16 protein-coding genes and 1 pseudogene are annotated in these 15,904 nt (G+C 66.6%); 7 read left to right on the plus strand and 10 right to left on the minus strand.

What is annotated here, in order from left to right:
- The first annotated feature begins 82 nt into the window (after positions 1 to 82).
- Positions 83 to 982, plus strand: a complete 900-nt coding sequence (locus tag ACX80F_RS12055) for a nuclease-related domain-containing protein (RefSeq protein ID WP_459336638.1) — start codon at positions 83 to 85, stop codon at positions 980 to 982.
- 72 nt (positions 983 to 1,054) lie between these two features.
- Here the strand turns inward: ACX80F_RS12055 and ACX80F_RS12060 are convergent, their stop codons facing one another.
- Together ACX80F_RS12060 and ACX80F_RS12065 are read right to left on the minus strand one after the other, a co-directional pair.
- Positions 1,055 to 2,398 (minus strand): ammonium transporter, encoded by a 1,344-nt coding sequence (locus tag ACX80F_RS12060; protein ID WP_459336639.1) that lies wholly within the window; start codon positions 2,396 to 2,398, stop codon positions 1,055 to 1,057.
- 125 nt (positions 2,399 to 2,523) lie between these two features.
- On the minus strand, positions 2,524 to 3,231 hold the full coding sequence (locus ACX80F_RS12065; RefSeq protein ID WP_459336640.1) for a TetR/AcrR family transcriptional regulator: 708 nt from the start codon (positions 3,229 to 3,231) through the stop codon (positions 2,524 to 2,526).
- Positions 3,232 to 3,359: 128 nt separating this feature from the next.
- Here ACX80F_RS12065 and glnT point away from each other — a divergent pair, with 128 nt between their 5' ends.
- On the plus strand, positions 3,360 to 4,721 hold the full coding sequence (gene glnT / locus ACX80F_RS12070; RefSeq protein WP_459336641.1) for a type III glutamate--ammonia ligase: 1,362 nt from the start codon (positions 3,360 to 3,362) through the stop codon (positions 4,719 to 4,721).
- A 5-nt stretch (positions 4,722 to 4,726) separates the two neighbouring features.
- Positions 4,727 to 5,725: an alpha/beta fold hydrolase gene (locus ACX80F_RS12075; protein WP_459336642.1), complete on the plus strand. Its 999-nt coding sequence runs from the start codon at positions 4,727 to 4,729 to the stop codon at positions 5,723 to 5,725.
- 69 nt (positions 5,726 to 5,794) lie between these two features.
- Here the strand turns inward: ACX80F_RS12075 and ACX80F_RS12080 are convergent, their stop codons facing one another.
- The 7 genes from ACX80F_RS12080 to ACX80F_RS12110 all read right to left on the minus strand — a co-directional run bounded on the left by ACX80F_RS12080 (position 5,795) and on the right by ACX80F_RS12110 (position 11,854).
- Entirely contained in the window at positions 5,795 to 7,045 is a 1,251-nt protein-coding gene (locus ACX80F_RS12080; protein ID WP_459336643.1) for a type II toxin-antitoxin system HipA family toxin, read from the minus strand.
- A complete protein-coding gene (locus ACX80F_RS12085) occupies positions 7,042 to 7,299 on the minus strand; it encodes a helix-turn-helix transcriptional regulator (protein ID WP_459336644.1) in 258 nt (85 codons plus the stop codon). Before ACX80F_RS12085 ends, ACX80F_RS12080 begins: the two co-directional genes overlap by 4 nt.
- A gap of 100 nt (positions 7,300 to 7,399) precedes the next feature.
- Positions 7,400 to 8,290, minus strand: a complete 891-nt coding sequence (locus ACX80F_RS12090) for a GntR family transcriptional regulator (RefSeq protein ID WP_459336645.1) — start codon at positions 8,288 to 8,290, stop codon at positions 7,400 to 7,402.
- 13 nt (positions 8,291 to 8,303) lie between these two features.
- Positions 8,304 to 8,441, minus strand: a complete 138-nt coding sequence (locus ACX80F_RS12095; protein ID WP_459336646.1) for a hypothetical protein — start codon at positions 8,439 to 8,441, stop codon at positions 8,304 to 8,306.
- A gap of 25 nt (positions 8,442 to 8,466) precedes the next feature.
- Positions 8,467 to 9,492, minus strand: a complete 1,026-nt coding sequence (pdxA, locus tag ACX80F_RS12100) for a 4-hydroxythreonine-4-phosphate dehydrogenase PdxA (RefSeq protein ID WP_459336647.1) — start codon at positions 9,490 to 9,492, stop codon at positions 8,467 to 8,469.
- A complete protein-coding gene (locus ACX80F_RS12105) occupies positions 9,489 to 10,778 on the minus strand; it encodes a four-carbon acid sugar kinase family protein (RefSeq protein ID WP_459336648.1) in 1,290 nt (429 codons plus the stop codon). The genes pdxA and ACX80F_RS12105 overlap by 4 nt, the downstream gene beginning before the upstream one ends.
- Positions 10,775 to 11,854, minus strand: a complete 1,080-nt coding sequence (locus tag ACX80F_RS12110) for a 2-keto-3-deoxygluconate permease (RefSeq protein WP_459336649.1) — start codon at positions 11,852 to 11,854, stop codon at positions 10,775 to 10,777. The genes ACX80F_RS12105 and ACX80F_RS12110 overlap by 4 nt, the downstream gene beginning before the upstream one ends.
- A 206-nt stretch (positions 11,855 to 12,060) precedes the next feature.
- On the opposite strand from ACX80F_RS12110, the pseudogene ACX80F_RS12115 reads away from it, so the two are divergent.
- The 3 genes and pseudogenes from ACX80F_RS12115 to ACX80F_RS12125 all read left to right on the plus strand — a co-directional run.
- Positions 12,061 to 12,258 (plus strand): annotated as a pseudogene (locus ACX80F_RS12115) (FAD-binding protein); the annotation flags it as partial.
- Positions 12,238 to 13,152: a D-arabinono-1,4-lactone oxidase gene (locus ACX80F_RS12120; RefSeq protein WP_459336657.1), complete on the plus strand. Its 915-nt coding sequence runs from the start codon at positions 12,238 to 12,240 to the stop codon at positions 13,150 to 13,152. The pseudogene ACX80F_RS12115 and the gene ACX80F_RS12120, both read left to right, overlap by 21 nt.
- 33 nt (positions 13,153 to 13,185) lie before the next feature.
- A complete protein-coding gene (locus tag ACX80F_RS12125) occupies positions 13,186 to 14,028 on the plus strand; it encodes a glycosyltransferase family 8 protein (RefSeq protein ID WP_459336650.1) in 843 nt (280 codons plus the stop codon).
- A gap of 33 nt (positions 14,029 to 14,061) precedes the next feature.
- Here ACX80F_RS12125 and ACX80F_RS12130 read toward each other — a convergent pair whose 3' ends face one another.
- Positions 14,062 to 14,193 (minus strand): hypothetical protein, encoded by a 132-nt coding sequence (locus ACX80F_RS12130; RefSeq protein ID WP_459336651.1) that lies wholly within the window; start codon positions 14,191 to 14,193, stop codon positions 14,062 to 14,064.
- Between the two features lie 64 nt (positions 14,194 to 14,257).
- Between ACX80F_RS12130 and ACX80F_RS12135 the strand changes: the two genes are divergently transcribed.
- Positions 14,258 to 15,733 (plus strand): PIN domain-containing protein, encoded by a 1,476-nt coding sequence (locus ACX80F_RS12135; RefSeq protein ID WP_459336652.1) that lies wholly within the window; start codon positions 14,258 to 14,260, stop codon positions 15,731 to 15,733.
- The last annotated feature ends 171 nt before the right edge of the window (positions 15,734 to 15,904 follow it).

Below are 15,904 nucleotides of genomic sequence, written 5' to 3' on the forward strand. Positions count from 1 at the left end.
TCCTGAGGTTCTCCTAGGGCTTTCCTTCGCTTCCCGGCATTCAAGCCCTTCTAGGCTTGGGCGGCAGGCATAGGGGGAGAACGTGGAAGCAGGTCAGGGTGCCGCCGAACAGGCACGGCGGATGGGGGAGCGGGTCTCCCGGCTGGAGACGGAACTCGAGCAGGCGCGTAAGGCCCAGCAGGCGTGGCTCGCCGGGGCTGAGGGCGAAGCCCGCGTGGGTGAGCAGCTGCGCTGGCTGGAACCGCACGGCTGGAAAGTCCTCCACGACGTGCACTGGCCGGGCCGGCCGAGGGCGAACATTGATCACATCGCGATCGGACCCGGTGGGATCCTGATCATCGATGCCAAGAACTGGTCGGGCGATGTGCGCCTGCGCAACGGTGAGCTGTGCCAGAACGGCTATACACGGAAGCGTGAGACGGCATCCCTGCTCGAGCAATGCAGCGCCGTTGCCGTTCTGCTCGAGCCGCAGCATCGGAGTATGACCAAGGCTTGGATCTGTCTGGTGGGCCACCCCGACCTCAAGGGGGCGACGGTTACGGGCGCGATAGTTGTCGGGATCGATCGGCTGGTTGATGCGGTGCTGGCGCTCCCACCGGTGCTCGAGAAGCCGTTCGTCAACGCTATTCACGAGTACCTGGAGGGGCTGCTGGCGGGGCCGACGAGCCCTGCGGTATCGACGACGGCCCTGCTCGATCGACCCCCGGTTGAGTCCCCGCTGCTCGCTGCTCGGCGGGCAGCTGCCGCCCACCCCGTTGCCTCCAGTCGACCGCATATGCCGCCTCGCGTTCGGGCCGCCACCCCTGCCAGCCGACGACGCCGAAAGAAGGAGCCGGGCTGTCTCGGTGCGATGGGCCGCCTCGTGCTGCTGGCCCTGGTGCTCTGGATCGGGGCGGGAGCGTTCCAGCAGTTCGCCGAATCGCTGTCGACACCGCCCCTGCACCCGGCACCCGGCGTCGTGCAGCCCGTGGTGCCTGGATAGCTGACCGCTAGGCAGGAGGGTGCCGCTACCGCTGGCGCTGAGGGAGCGGGACGACGATGCCGCCCCGCTAACTCAGACGCGCGGCTCGACCGTCGCGTCCGCCTCCTCCAGATCATGCAACTGCTCGGCGTGGCCGCGGGGTGAATGGGCCTTGTCCGAGCCGTTCTCGTAGGCGTTCTCGGCGTGGAGCGCGATATCGATCCCGCGTGTCTCGACGTCGGCCGGAACCCGGATGCCCATGGCCCTGTCGAGGACCTTCGCCAGCACCCAGGTGACGGTGAAGGTGTAGGTGAAGACGGCCAGGATGGCCACGGCCTGGCGGCCCAGGAGATCGAAGCCGCCACCGTAGAGCAGTCCCCTCGCTCCGCTCGGCGCCTCCGGCGTCGCGATGAGGCCGATCAGCAGGCCACCCACCACGCCGCCGATGAAGTGCAGCGCCGTGACGTCGAGCGCGTCGTCGAAACCCAGCTTGTACTTCAGCGACACGGAGAAGTAGCAGACGACACCTGCCGCGGCGCCGATGGCCAGGGCACCGAGGGGCGTGACGGCACCGCACGACGGCGTGATCGCGACCAGCGCGGCGATGGCGCCGGAGGAGGCACCGAGCGTGGTGGCGTGTCCGTCACGGAGTCGCTCGACGAGGAGCCAGACGCAGACGCCGGCGCAGGTGGCCGCAACGGTGTTGAAGACCGCCACTGCCGCGTTGTTGTCGGCGGCACCGAGGCCGCTGCCGTCGAAGCCGATCCACCCGGTGAACAGGAGCCCCACCCCGAGCAGCGTGAAGGGTAGGTTGTGTGCCTTCGGCTGGACGGGCCAGGTGCGGCGCTTGCCCAGGACCAGCGCCAGTGCGAGGGCTGCGACGCCCGAGTTGACGTGGATGGCCGTGCTCCCTGCGTAGTCGATGGCGCCCAGGGTGTTGGCGATCCAGCCGCCCTGCACCGCGCCGTCGGCGGAATCGAAGGCGAAGACCCAGTGCGCCACCGGGAAGTACACGAGGGTGGCCCACAGGCCGGCGAAGACCAGCCAGGCGCTGAACTTCATGCGGTCGGCGGCGGCACCGGCCACGATGCCTGCGGTGAGGCCGGCGAACATCAGGTGCAGCGCGGCCAGCGCGAGGGGTGGCAGGGCGGCATCGTCGGGGGCCGTGAGCAACTGCCCCAGGCCGGCGTATTCGAGCGGGTTGCCGAGCAGGCCCAGCCCGCCGATGGACGAGCCGAAGACCGCGGAGTACCCGAAGGCCACCCAGAGCACTCCGACGACGCAGAAGGAGCCGAACACCATGAGCATCATGTTCATGGTGGTCCGGCGGCTCACCATCCCGCCGTAGAAGAGGGCGAGCCCCGGAAGCATCAGTGCGACGGCGACGACGGCGGTCAGAACCCACGCCGTGTTGCCCGCGGTTGCAGCAGTGTCCATTCGATTCTCCATGACGGCTAGAAGCATGCACTCCCGCGGTGCCCGCCGGGAGCAGCGTTTCGATACGCTATCTAAATGCTCGGGCTCAGCGTTTTCGATGCCATATCGATACCGTTACGGCCGCGTTAACTCTCCGCCGACTGGTCGACGGTCGCGGACAGGGCTGCGGCCTCGGTCCGGACCGCGGGAAGATCGTCGGGGGCTCGGAGGAGCGACGCGAGCGTGGTGTCGGCGCTGAGGGCGGAGACGTCGTCGGCCGTAGAGGTGCGCAACCCGGGGAGTGGTTGGCGGTAGTGGCGCTGAAGACCCTCGTTGAGGCTGAGTGCGGCGGTCGCGGCCGCCTCAGGTTCGACGCTCCTGAGTTCGCCGGCGTCGATGCCCTGCCGGATGATCGATGCGGCCAGCCGATGCAGTTCGCTGTAGTCCTCGAAGAAGGCGCCGAAGTTCTGCGGCTGCGAGCGTGCCACGCGTTCGAACTCGTAGAAGTCCAGGGGCGAGGCGCACAGCTGGACGGCGTCGGCGTGGAGTACCGCATAAAGCCTTGCTGCTGCCGGGCCCGGTGCGGGTTCCAGTGCCCGTGCCACCTGGAGGGAACCGCGGTTCTCCTCGAGGAGGGCCTGCAGGATGTGCTCCTTGCGGGCGAACCAGTAGTAGACCGACGACTGTCGAAGCCCGGCGCTGCGGGCGATCTCGCTCATCGTCGTCTCCGCGTATCCCTTGGCGACGAAGAGTGCCGTCGCCTCACGGATGATCTCCTGGCGGGGTGATTCACCGGTTGATCCGCTCAGGCGGGGGCGGCCTGCCGTCGCCCCCGGAGTTTTCGTCGGTTCCAATCCTGGTCCTCCTGTGGGTTTTACGTCGCCGTAACAATATCGACACTCTATCGAAATTGCTCGGCACGAGACTTTCCATAGCTTATCGAAACACCGGTGGGCGTTGCGGAACCGAACAGGAGATCGTCATGAGCGTGACAACAGCAGAAGCAGCCGTCGAGACCGTCCAGCGCAAGCTTCGGGAGGCGGGCGTCAAGTATGCGATGTCGAGCTTCGTGGATCTCCACGGGAACATCAAGACCAAGTTCGTCCCCCTGGCCCACCTGCCGCAGATGGCCGCGGGATCGGAGCTCTTCACCGGGGCGGCGCTCGACGGGCTGCCCCAGGACATCAGCGACGAGGAGCTCTCGGCGCGGCCCGATCTCGACAGCGCCGTCCAGCTGCCCTGGCGCAAGGAGGTCGCCTACTTCTCCAGCGACCTGTATCACGAGGGCAAGCCGTTCGAGGCTGCGTCGCGGAACATCCTCAAGCGCCAGCTGGAGGCAGCGAGGGAGCTCGGGTTCACCTTCAACCTGGGCATCGAGACCGAATTCTTCGTCCTCAAGGACACCCCGGAAGGGCCCGTGGAGGTCAGCGACCGGGACACCCTCAGCAAGCCCTGCTACACCGCCCCAGCCGCGCTGGACAACTTCGAGTGGCTCACCGAGATGGTGGAAGCGATGAACGACATGGGCTGGGGCGTCTACTCCTTCGACCACGAGGACGCCCAGGGCCAGTTCGAGATCGACTTCAAGTACGCGGACGCGCTCACCATGGCCGACCGCGCGGTGTTCTTCCGCCTGATGGCCAACGAGATGGTCCGCAAGCACGGCTACTTCGCCACCTTCATGCCCAAGCCGTTCGCGGACCGCAGCGGGTCCGGTGCGCACTTCAACATGTCCCTCGCGGATCTCGAGACCGGCGAGAACCTCTTCGAGACCGATGACGACCCCCGCGGCTGCGGCATCTCCAAGCTCGGCTACCAGTTCATCGCCGGCGTCCTCAAGCACGCACCCGCGATCTGCGCCGTCATCGCGCCCACGGTCAACAGCTACAAGCGGCTGGTCCGCAAGGGCAGCATGTCCGGGTCCACGTGGGCGCCGGTGTTCGTGAGCTACGGCAACAACAACCGCACCAACATGATCCGGGTGCCCCTCGTGGGTGGGCGCGTGGAGTGCCGGGCCGCCGACATCAGCGGCAACCCCTATCTCGGCGCCGCGATCATCCTCGCGGCCGGGCTGGAGGGCATCCGCGAGAACCTCGACCCGGGGGAGCCGCACACCGAGAACATGTACAACTACAGCGAGGCGGAGATCATCTCCAACGGCCTCGGCCTGTTGCCCCGCAGCCTCGGGGAGGCCATCGAGGAGTTCGCGGCGGACAGCCTGTCCCGCGAGGTCTTCGGTGAGAAAATGTACAACGCCTACATCGATTACAAGAGCCAGGAATGGGACGAATACCAGGCACACGTGTCCGAGTGGGAGACCAAGCGCTACCTGAAGTTATTCTAGTCGCCATGCTCGCTGACTTCGACCTCGGCAGGTTCGGGCTGGTCTCCGGCGCGAACCTGCCCTCGGCCCGCCTCGCCTACGAGACGCACGGTCGCCTGGACGACGACGGCAGCAACTGCATCCTGCTGCCCTCCTACTACACGGGCACGTCGTCCAGCTATGAACCGTGGATCGGCCCGGGCCGGCTGTTCGATCCGGCGGATTGGTTCATCGTCGCGGTGAACCTCTTCGGCAACGGGGTGTCGACGTCGCCCTCGCGGGCCCATCCGGACGTCACGGGGGCTGACTTTCCCGACGTCGACATCGCCGACAACGTGATCGCGCAGCACCGGCTCCTCACCCAGCTCGGCGTGCAGCGGATCCGCCTCATCGCGGGCTGGTCCATGGGCGCGCTGCAGGCCTACGAGTGGGCGGTCCGGTACCCGGATCTGGTGGATGCGATCCTCCCGATCGCCGGAGCGGCACGATGCTCGCCGCACAACGCCGTCTTCCTCGAGGGGGTGAAGTCCGCGCTGCTGGCCGATCCTACGTTCCAGCAGGGGCGCTACACCGCGCCGCCGGTGCAGGGGCTCCGAGCGTTCGGCACGGTCTATGCGGGGTGGGCGTATTCGCAGGAGTTCTTCCGCGAGGGAATCTATCGGGACCTGGGGTACGCGTCCGTGGACGCGGTGGTTCAGGGCTGGGCCGCCGACCACGAACGGAAGGACGCGAACGACCTACTCGCGATGCTCGGCACCTGGCAGCGGGCCGACGTCGGGAAGCACCATCCCGGCGGGTTCGAGGCTGCGATGGGAAACATCACTGCCCGGGCGATCGTGATGCCGGGCAGTACCGACCTCTACTTCCCGCGGGCCGACAGCGAGCGGGAGGTGGCGCTCCTGGAGCAGGGGGAACTGCATCCGCTGGTGTCCGACCTGGGGCACGTTGCGGGGCGTCCGGGTGTCCGGCCCGCCGAGACCGCACAGATTGGCGCCGCGGTGCAGCAGTTGTTGGGCCAGCGGTGAGCGTCAGCGCGGGACACCCGAGTGGGAGTACCCGGCAGATGGGTGCCGCTACCGCTGGTGGGAGCCGCATCACGTGAGCGATCGGCGGGCGACGCCACCACCGATCAGGTCCTCGGCGCGGATCGGGACGAGGTCCTTCAGGAACCCGATCTCCTCGGCTCCCGGCGCCCCGGCAGCTGCCGCAGCGACGCGTTCGAGGGCGTCGATCGCCGTCGACCTCGCGTCCTCCTCGTCCATGCCCCAGGCCGTGCCTTCGCGGGCCAGGTGCTCGAGCGTCAGATAGTTGAGCCGCGCCTGGCCGTCAAGCGCGTGCCCGGCGTTGGTGCTCAGGGGGTAGAGCAGGAGGGTAGGGGCGACGTCGTACAGGGGCGCCAACTGCACCTCGCCGCCCTCGAGGATGAGTATCGAGTAGTTCTTGGAGTGGGCGTCCCCGTTGCCGATCACGAGGTTGAAGGTCACGGCCCTCAGCAGGTTCCGACGAAAGTCCTCGTCATCCCGCGTGTGCGGTGCGGCCGCCGACACCAGCCGTGTCAGGCGCGACGGCGGCCGGGTGGAGCCCTCATATTTTGCGTCGCTGCCCAGTGCCAAAGCCTGCGTGAAGTCCTCCTGGTGCACGCGGTCGCCGTCGGGGGTGCGGTCATACCGGGCGACGACGATCGCCTGGCGGGTTCCGAAGGTCGCCAGCTCTGCCGTGGCGGCGGGTAATCCGGCTGCAGCGGCAACCCTCAGTGCCCAGTCCTCCGAGGCGATCAGGTGCGGCACCGGGGAGTCGAGCGGCTCGGGCTTGATGATGTGCGTCGAGATACTTCCCGTGCCGGGCCACGCCCAGGTCCCATCAGCGGTGCGACTCAGGAGGACCTTGGACTGCACTCCACAGAGTGACGCAGTGATGGCGAAGTCCTCCGGGATGTCCCAGGTCGGTAGTGCTTCGACGATCCGCACCACGTCCTCGTTCCGCAGCGGGTCAGGGTGGCCTTCGGCGAGGGAAGAGCGTTCGTCCGGCAGGGCCTGGACGGCGCCTGCGCAATCTGCTCCGAGGATCTTCAGTAGCCCGAGTGCATCCGGGGTGGAGAGTCCGTTCTCCGCTGCCAGGTGCGAGCGGACCTGTCCTTCCGGGAGCAGGCCGTCGAAGTAGTTGAACACGGCCGGCGTGGAGATCCTCTTGCGCGTCACGGGCAAGGAGAGTGACAGCAGGATCGAGGAAGCGCCATAGTCGGCCACAATCTCGGGGTCGTACTGGAAAGCGAGGCGCAGCGATGTCCCGGACAGTACCCCGATGCGGCGCCCATGCAGGAAGATCTGGAGGTCCTGGCGCTTCATGGCTTCACCTGAAGGCGGGCGAAGCGCGGAACCAGGGCGACGTCCCGGCCCACCACGCGGATCGCCTTCATGACGACGACCATGGACACGGCTTCCCCCTGCTCCAGCCGGACCACCGTCCCGCGTCCCACGGCAAGCTTCCTGGCGAGGTCCTGCTGCGTCAGTCCCGCTTCCTTCCGCGCTTCGGCGATGGCTCGGCCGAGGCTTGCGGCGTCATTCGCCCGATAGTACGGAGTGGCATCCTCGTGGCTCATATCTTGAACATACGGCTAGTCGCTCCGCATGATCAAGATAACGAACAGAAACAGTGGCAGAGGGAATGTGGGTGATAACGAACATCGGCCACCCACTGTTCTATGGTTTGCGCTGTGCAAGTTGGTCGGCCAGGCGCACCAGGTCCGCGCCGAGCCGGCGGGCCCGGTCCGCCACCGCGTCGGGGGCATCGGCAGCGGGCGACGACGACGGGTCGCCCGTCGAGGCCGGTGCCGTCGGTTCCCGCTGGATGTCGATGTCGAACACCACGTGGTCCGGATGGTGCCACGTCGAGAAGACCTCCACGGGCCGTCCGTCCTGGTCGAAGCTCGTGCCCTCCAGCAGGAGCACGGGCGACGACGCCTCGAGCTTCAGGAGCCGCAGTAGCTCGAGGTCGCCCGGAACGGCCCGGATCTGCCGCTTGCCTGAGGTGATCTGCACCCCGTACTGCTCGCCCAGCACCGCATGCAGGGACGCATTGTGCAGGGACTCGGCGGTCAGGTCCGCGAACGTCGGCGCCGGCAGCCATGTATGGATGACGGCTATGGGCACGCCGTCGGCCGTGCGCAGCCGCTCGAGGGAGAGGACCTGATCGGTGCCGAGGACCGCCGTCGACGCATCCGCGTCCTGCACCGTCAGCGAGAGCACCTCGGTGCCCACGCTCGCCCCGGTTCTCCCGAGTTGCGCCGACAGTCCGGCGGTCCGATGCACGAGCCGGTGGTGCTCACGACGCGGCGCGACGGTGCTGCCGCGCCCGCGTCCCCGCTCGATCAGCCCTTCATCGGTCAGCGCACCCAGGGCCTGACGCACCACGGACCGGGAAACGCCGTACCGCACCTGCAACTGAGCCTCACTGGGCAGCGAGGTGCCCGGAGGCAGCGAATGATTCAGGATCTGCGCCCGAAGATGCCCGCGGAGCTGCAGGTGCAGTGGCTCGCTGCTTCCGGCGTCCAGCGGACGCTCCAGGGAATCGGGGGCGTCTGGTCCAGTCATGATGATCGAGGACCTAGCTACCAGCACTGTCAGAGGGCGACGAACCCTCGTCGTCCTGCTCCTCGATGACCTTCCCGTCGTGGACCCGGTTGAGCTCGATGCCCTCGAGGTAGCTGGGCACGGGTGGGTCGAGGTCTTCGTCGCTAGTCATGATTCCGATCCTAGGTGCCAATCCGCTACTTCTTCTGCGCGGTCTGCCAGACGTGGTCCCAGCCCGGCGCCAGCGCAGCGGCTCGGCGCATGGACAGCACGAGGCTCGTCTCGCGGGCGATGCCCTGGCCAGCGATGTCGAACGCCGTCCCGTGGTCCACGGAGACGCGCACGACGGGGAGGCCGACGGTGATGTTCACGCCGTCGTCGCCGTAGACCGCCTTGAAGGGTGCGTGGCCCTGGTCGTGGTAGCAAGCGATGACCATGTTCCATTTGCCCTTGACCGCCGCGGGGATGAGCGCGTCCGCGGGGATGGGCCCGTGCACGTTGATACCCTTCTCACGCGCAGCGGCGACAGCAGGGGCGAGGATGTCCTCGTCCTCGTCACCGAACAGGCGGTTCTCGCCTGCGTGCGGGTTCAAACCAGCGAGGCCGATGGGTTCGTCCGGGTTGCCGAGCGCCCTCGTGAACGCGCTGACGAGCTCGATCACGTTGCTGGTGCGCTGCGGGGTGACGTCCTCGATGGCCCGGCGCAGCGAGACGTGGGTGGTGAGGTGGAAGAAGTAGAGGTCGCCCGCGGAGAGGACGAGGCTGAAGTTCTCCACGCCGAACTCGTGCGCGAGCAGCTCCGTGTGGCCGGGCCACTTGTGCCCACCGGCGTGCATCGCGGCCTTGTTCAGCGGCGCGGTGACGATGCCCTGGACCGTGCCTTCGCGGGCCAGGCGGCAGGCTTCGACGACGAAGCGGTAGGAGCCGTCGCCCGCGGCGGGGCTCAGCTCGCCGAGCTTGACGTCGGCGAGCGACGGTCCGGTCTGGAGGAGCTCGATGGTGCCGGGCTCGTTCGTGGCGTCCTCGATCGCGGACAGGACGCGGACCTTGTCCGGATCGCCGCCCACGTTCCTGACGCCCTGGCGCATGGCGGCCTCGTCGCCGATGACGACGGGCCTGCACTCCTGCCGGACGTCGTCGTGCCCGAGGAGGGACTTCGCGGTGATCTCCGGACCGATGCCGGCGACGTCGCCGAGGGTGACGGCGAGGGTGGGGATGCTCATGAGGATGCCTCCGTTGAGTGGGCGAGGGTGGTGGTCAGTTCGGTGATGGTGTCGGACAGGGCGTGGACCGGGCCGAAGCCGCCGGCCTTCGTCACGACGATCTTGCCCGCTGCGGCGCCGCCTTCGATGACGCCGATTGGGATGCCCTCCTGGACAGCGCCGGTGATGCGCAGCGCTTGGGCGCGGGTGGCGTCGAGAACGGCGCGGGCTCCGTCGCCGCCGACGAGGACGAGGGCGCCGACGGACGCGCGGGCCAGGGTCTGCTGCACCACCGACGCGAGGCTGCTCGCGATGGCGGCGCCGCTGAGGGTTACGGAGCCGCCGACCGCTTCCGGCGAGGTGATGACGACGACCCGCGGCAGGGAGTCCTGGACCTCGAGCTCTGCGGCGGCCCACTGCGCGAGCCGGTTCGGCTGGTCGAGCAGCGCCTCGTCGGGCTGCAGGATTCGGAGGTCGGCCGGGTTCAACTGGGATTGCAGGTGGTCGGTCTGGGCACGCGCGACGTCATGCAGCGAACTAACGACGACGACGATCCGCCGCCCCTGCGCGGCGGGGTTGGGTTCCGCCGGGGTATGCACTGCTCCGGCTTCGGCCCAGGCTGCCGCCATGGCTGCGGCAAGGCCGGCGGATCCGGCGGGGATCGCCATCGGGCCGGCAACGACGAGTGCTGCCGCGAGAGTGTGGAGGTCGTCGTCGGAGGCCGCATTGACGACCACGACGCCGTCGCCCGCCGCGTCCCGGAGTGCCTGCGCATCCTGCTCGGGAGAGCCGCTGAGGCTGATCGTCGTCGTGCCGGGCAGGAGTTGTGAGAACTCACTTGTCGGAACCGGGGTCACCGGATCCCGGCCCGCGGGGGAGTCCTCGACCGATCCGCCGTGGACGCGCAGCAGGCCGTCCTCGATGGTGCGCCCCATGGCCGGATAGGCCGGGCAGACGACGGCGAAGCAGCCGGGGTGTTGCTCCTGCCACGCGTCGAGCGCTCCGGCAACCTGGGCCGGGACGCTGCCGCGCATCGTGGAGTCGATCTTCAGGTACAGGCGGTCGGCGCCGGCGGTGACGAGGTTCCTGATGGCGCTCGCCGTCGCCTGCCGGGCCGTCGCCGGGTCCAGGGCGCGGGCGTCGGTATTGACGGCCAGGGCGCTGCCGGGCTCCACTGAGTCCGGGAGCAGTTCGCCGAGCAACAGCCGGGAGGACCAGCCGGTGCGGGAGAACTGGACCACGGAGTCGGTGGCGCCGGTGACGTCGTCGGCGGCGATGCCGACAATGGGTGCGGTGGGTGCCGTCACTCGTTGTCCTCGATCCGGCGGGGTCGGTCCGTGGGGGCCGACGGATCGCCGGCGGGCGGAAGCTCGGAGGCGGACGTGGGCACGACTCCGACGGCTTCGTCGGTATCCAGCCCACCCTGGCGCTTGAGCACCCAGGTGGCGAGGAGCGGCGCGAAGATCGCGGTGACCAGGACGGCCGAGGCGACCTGCGCGGTCGCGACCTCGACGAACGGCGCGAAGGTGGGGTCCGCGGCCGCGACGACGGCAGGGGTGGCGATCGAGTTGCCGGCCGTGGTGGCCGAGGCGATGCCAATGCCGGACTTGATCCCGCGGCGGAGGATGAACCGGTAGCCGAAGTAGACAAGGGCGCCGGTGATCAGGGTGGCGGCGATGCCGACGAAGATGCCGCTGAGGCCGCCGGTGATGACGTTGCGGAGGTCGATGCCGGTGCCGAGGGCGAAGGCGAAGAACGGGATGACGATATTCGGCACGGGTCGCATGATTTCGGTCCACTTGGCGTCGAGGTTGCCGACGATGAAGCCGAGGATCAGGGGGATGATGGCGGCGAGCATAACCAGGAACGGGATGTTGCCGAGGCCCGAGACCCCGAGGAAGAGCAGAGTGAAGAAGGGGCCGTCGTTGATGGCGGAGGCCATGTAGGCGCCGCGGTCGCGGTAGTCGCCGTAGCGGCCGGTGAAGGCAAGCCAGAGGCCGCCGTTGCTGTTGTCGAAGCTGGCCAGCAGGGCGAGGATCGAGATGCCGAGGATCCCGTCGATGCCGACGACCAGGCCGAGGCCTGCGACGAGGGATGCGGGGATGATCGTCTTAAACAGCAGGACGACGCCCGTGGTTGCGAGCACGGGACCCGACGTTTTCACGGTGATCTGCATGCCGGTAGCGAAGATCAGGACGGCGATCAGGGGAAGGGCCGATTCGGCGAACAGGGCGGTGGTGAAGCTGCCAAGTTCGAGGAAGCCGGGGGTGAACGTCCCGACGATCGAGCCGAGGATCAGGGGGATGAGCATGAGCCCGCCGGGGATGCGGTTCATGCCGTCGAAGAGCGGGATGCGGGACTTGGGAAGCGATTCGGCTGCCATTGGCGAATCTTCTCTCTATGCGGACGGAGGATTAGGTACAACGAGTACGGACACGATGTACCTACTGTAGACCGCGTGTGTCAGGTCACACAAGGAACTACTGCGAGGAGTCCTTGCGGGGCGGGCCAGAGCAGCAGACCCGGTGGTCTTCGCTGCTGTGGCACAAGTCCGCCTGACCTGACGGGAACGGGCATGACACCGCGACCTTCGCTGGGTCGACCTCCCTGGCCGAGGTGTACGCGTTCCTGACCGCGCGGGGGCAGATGCTGGACGCCTCACCCGGGGTGATCGCCGAGCAGACGCTCGCCGGTGCCCTGTCCACCGGAACCCACGGCCAAGGCCTGCAGCAGAGCTCGATCGCCGGCGCTGCGCTGGCCATCCGCATGGTGCTGGCCGACGGCACGGTCGCGGAGTTCGACCATGACCACCCGGACTTCCTCGCCGTCCAGCTCGGCCTCGGATCACTGGGCGTGATCACCGCCGTGACGTTGCGTGCACGGGAGTCGATGATCTACACCTGCGTGAAGAAGGCCGTCGACGCCGGCACGCTCGAGACGGACCTGGAGACCTGGAATCGGGAGAACATCCTGGTCAAGGCGTGGTGGTTCCCTCAGGAGAACCAGGTCCAAGTGTGGACCGCCAACGAGGCGTCCGACGACGAGGTGTCGCGGTACCGGGCCGGCGGCAGTCAGCTCGTGGAGTTCGCGACGACCGATACGTTCATGAACAGCACGATCGAGGCAACGCTGCAGCACCTCCGCGACGACAGCAAGGGCGTCGCCGACAACTGCAAGTCGCTCCGCACGGTGTCGCGCTTCCGGGACTTCACCGACGTCACGGGTGACATCTACCAGGTGTTCTGCAAGGGGATCGCGACCCCTCAGATCAACGTCGAGATCGGCAGCCCGCTCGCGCAGGCCGGAGCGGTGATCAGGAAGATCAAGGACTGGCACGCAGAGACGCGTCCCCGGATGCACTACCCGGTGATCCTCCGCTGCACCGGTCCGTCCGACGGATGGCTGAGCCCGTCCCACGGCCAGGACACCTGCTACTTCGGCTTCGTGGTCTACTACGCGGCCGACGGTTCGCTGTCCGAGGAGGGGAACAGCTTCCTCCGTGCAGTGGAGCGGGCCCTGGCCGAGGAGGGTGGCCGGCCGCACTGGGGCAAGTACTTCGACGAGTCCCTGTACGACTGGCCCGCGCTCTACCCCCAGTGGGAAGCCTTCCGCCGGGTGCGCGAGACGCTGGACCCGGAGCACAGGTTCGCGAATGCCTTCACCGATGCGCTCCTCGACTGACCCGACCCGCCCACTAGGACAGGAACACCACCGATGAATGCCTGGGTGACCTTGCTGACTCAACCCGACTACCTGATCGGGGTCCGGACGCTACGTGCCTCACTGTCGGCCTCCGGCAGCACCACCCCCCTCGTCGTCATGGTGACCGAGGGGATCGACGAGCAGGCCCGGCGCCTCCTAGAGGACGACGGGTGCCTCCTGCGCGACCTGGCACCGTTGCGGCCGGCCGGGGGGTCGGCGGACAGCTACGCCAACTCCCGCTTCGCGGAGGTGTGGACCAAGCTGGCTGTCTGGGGCCTCACCGAGTTCGAGCGCGTCGCCTTCCTGGACGCCGACATGCTGGTGACCCGGAACATGGACGAGCTGTTCTCGCTGGACTTGGCCGAGGGCGCCATCGCCGCCTGCCACGCCTGCCGGTGCAACCCCAACCGGATCGCGAGCTATCCACCGAGCTGGACGCCCGAGACCTGCTTCTACACGCACTGCCGGGGCGGAGACCACGTCACCGAACCGGATGCGACGGACAACTACCTGAACGGCGGCTTCCTCGTGCTGTCGCCCGACGAGGCCGTCCTCGCCGACATGGTGGGGCGGCTGGCAGGGGTGGATGACCTCTCGCACTACCCGTTCGCCGAACAGGACTTCCTCAACGAGTACTACCGAGACCGCTGGCACCCGCTGCCCTACGTGTACAACGCGCTGAAGACCCTGCAGCACCAGCACCCGTCGGTCTGGGATCCGGCGTCGGTGAAGAACATCCACTACATCATCGACAAGCCGTGGGCGAAGCCGCTCGACCCCACCGACCGGTACGTCGAGGTGAACCGGCTCTGGTGGGAGGTGGCCCATACCCTCGGAGCACCCGTCGGCTCCTGAGCCCGTAGACGAAGGTACTCAGCGCCAACCCCGCTACCTGAACGTGCCGCCCGGCACTGAGGGCTGGACCGCCACCTCATCCCGCAGCTCGAAGAGCACGAGCTGTACGACGCCGAAGTCGACGAACACTGGCAGCCACCCATCGACGAGGACGACGAGCAGCAACGCCTGCTCTGGAACGCCGCCTGATAATGAGGGTTGCTACTTCGAATCGAGAGATAATTCTGCTGTGATCTTCATCGTTCCTGACACCAACATCTTGCATAACGATCCATTACTAGCTGGTGAAGCGTGGAGATCTCTAGACGAACACCGAGAGGAATGGGCGATCCAAATCGCCGTCCCCGATGTTGTCGAGATGGAAACGGTTCGGAAGGTCCGAGAGAAGTGGACTCTAGAGCGCAAGCCATTCGATGATGCGCGCCTGGGGAAGTTCGGTCTTCAGGATGATGTCAGGACGATTGCAAATGCGATCACGGCTCGTATCGACAGCTACGAAGCCGACTTGACGGAAAGGCTCGCCGAACTCGGCGCCAATGTGGTCCTACCGTCGGCACTGAATCATCTCGAAATTGCCCGTCGCGCTGCCTACAGCATTGCCCCATACCAACGCAAGACAAAAGACGGTTATAGAGACACGGTGATCTGGTTGACGGTCATGTCCATAGCCGAGGAGAACCCGGACTCTCACGTGTGGTTTGTTAGCGACAACAGCCAAGATTTTGGCCCAGTCGCGCCGAACTGGACCGGGGAGAACCAGGGAAGCCGCAGCGACTGCCCCATCCTTTTCCATTCTCAGCTTCGGAAGGACCTCGATGCTCGAGGACTGTTCGATCGGGTCAACTATGTGACCAGCCTGCAAACTTTGGAACAACACCTTGCTTCGCTTCGCGGACCCATTTCCGACGATGATCTGGCTGCTCTCGTCTCAGGGTTGGACGGGTCTGAGCTGTCATTCCTTCTGGAGGAGCAAATAAAAGGCCAGCAGATCGCCCCGTCCCAAGCAGCACTGTCCTTGAACACAGTCTCTGCTTCGATCGTGAGCGCTGACTCCGTCGGCTACACTTGGCACTTCTCGGATAGTGCACGACGCGGCCAAGGCCGATGGACCGCAAACTTCGACATCAATGTCGAAGCATATGTTTGGACAAGGACGTACAGCGGAGATGCTGTGATGGTATCGAAGCTCCTGAACGCTGGTGGGCGAATCACTTTCAAGGAGTCGTCAGAGGTTGAGAGTCTTGAGATCCTCTCTGTTAAGGCCTTGCCTGACGATCCAAACAGATCCCTATGGACGGCCGAGGCGCAACATGAGCGCATCGAGGCAACACAGCTCTCCTTGAGCTTCCTCAAACTGCTTCCCACGATCGACACCTCATCTTGGTTGCCTGGTATCAATTGGGCTGAGGTCATCGGTTCTCAAATCGATACGACGGGCATGCTGCCAGGTTTCGACTTCGCAGGCATCGCTCAGCACATCGACACAAGCAAAATATTTGGCGGCGTCGACCTATCGAACATCGCGTCGGTCCAAGGAGTTTCGGACCTCATTCGGGCAGCAGGTGAAATAGCACAGGCAGACGACGATCTAGACGACGATCTGGGCGACTATTCAGACGACGATTCAGGCGTGGAGAAGCCATCCAACTCCCCCCGAGCCCGAAGCCACCCCGGACGCGGCCACCGAGGAAGACTCCCCTCCTGAATCCCAAGAAACTGAACAGGAAGACACTCGCTGAATCGACGACGGTGCACTGCCTCCTGCCCACGGTAATAGTGGAAACTGATTGCGGGTTCGGTGTGGCTCTCTGTCCACATGACGTGGCTCTCTGAGTTGCTGTCCTTCCCTTGACCTGTCCACTGACCCCGCGATCGC

This window comes from Arthrobacter sp. TMS2-4 (genome assembly GCF_054511075.1).

Coding starts and splice junctions, on each gene's coding strand:
- ACX80F_RS12080 (WP_459336643.1), bottom strand. CDS start 7,045: ATGAAGCGCCAGGACCTCCAGATCTTCCTGCATGGGCGCCGCATCGGG.
- ACX80F_RS12120 (WP_459336657.1), top strand. CDS start 12,238: ATGGTGCTGGCCGACGGCACGGTCGCGGAGTTCGACCATGACCACCCG.
- ACX80F_RS12125 (WP_459336650.1), top strand. CDS start 13,186: ATGAATGCCTGGGTGACCTTGCTGACTCAACCCGACTACCTGATCGGG.
- ACX80F_RS12090 (WP_459336645.1), bottom strand. CDS start 8,290: ATGACTGGACCAGACGCCCCCGATTCCCTGGAGCGTCCGCTGGACGCC.
- pdxA (WP_459336647.1), bottom strand. CDS start 9,492: ATGAGCATCCCCACCCTCGCCGTCACCCTCGGCGACGTCGCCGGCATC.
- ACX80F_RS12075 (WP_459336642.1), top strand. CDS start 4,727: ATGCTCGCTGACTTCGACCTCGGCAGGTTCGGGCTGGTCTCCGGCGCG.
- ACX80F_RS12110 (WP_459336649.1), bottom strand. CDS start 11,854: ATGGCAGCCGAATCGCTTCCCAAGTCCCGCATCCCGCTCTTCGACGGC.
- ACX80F_RS12060 (WP_459336639.1), bottom strand. CDS start 2,398: ATGGACACTGCTGCAACCGCGGGCAACACGGCGTGGGTTCTGACCGCC.
- glnT (WP_459336641.1), top strand. CDS start 3,360: ATGAGCGTGACAACAGCAGAAGCAGCCGTCGAGACCGTCCAGCGCAAG.
- ACX80F_RS12085 (WP_459336644.1), bottom strand. CDS start 7,299: ATGAGCCACGAGGATGCCACTCCGTACTATCGGGCGAATGACGCCGCA.
- ACX80F_RS12095 (WP_459336646.1), bottom strand. CDS start 8,441: ATGACTAGCGACGAAGACCTCGACCCACCCGTGCCCAGCTACCTCGAG.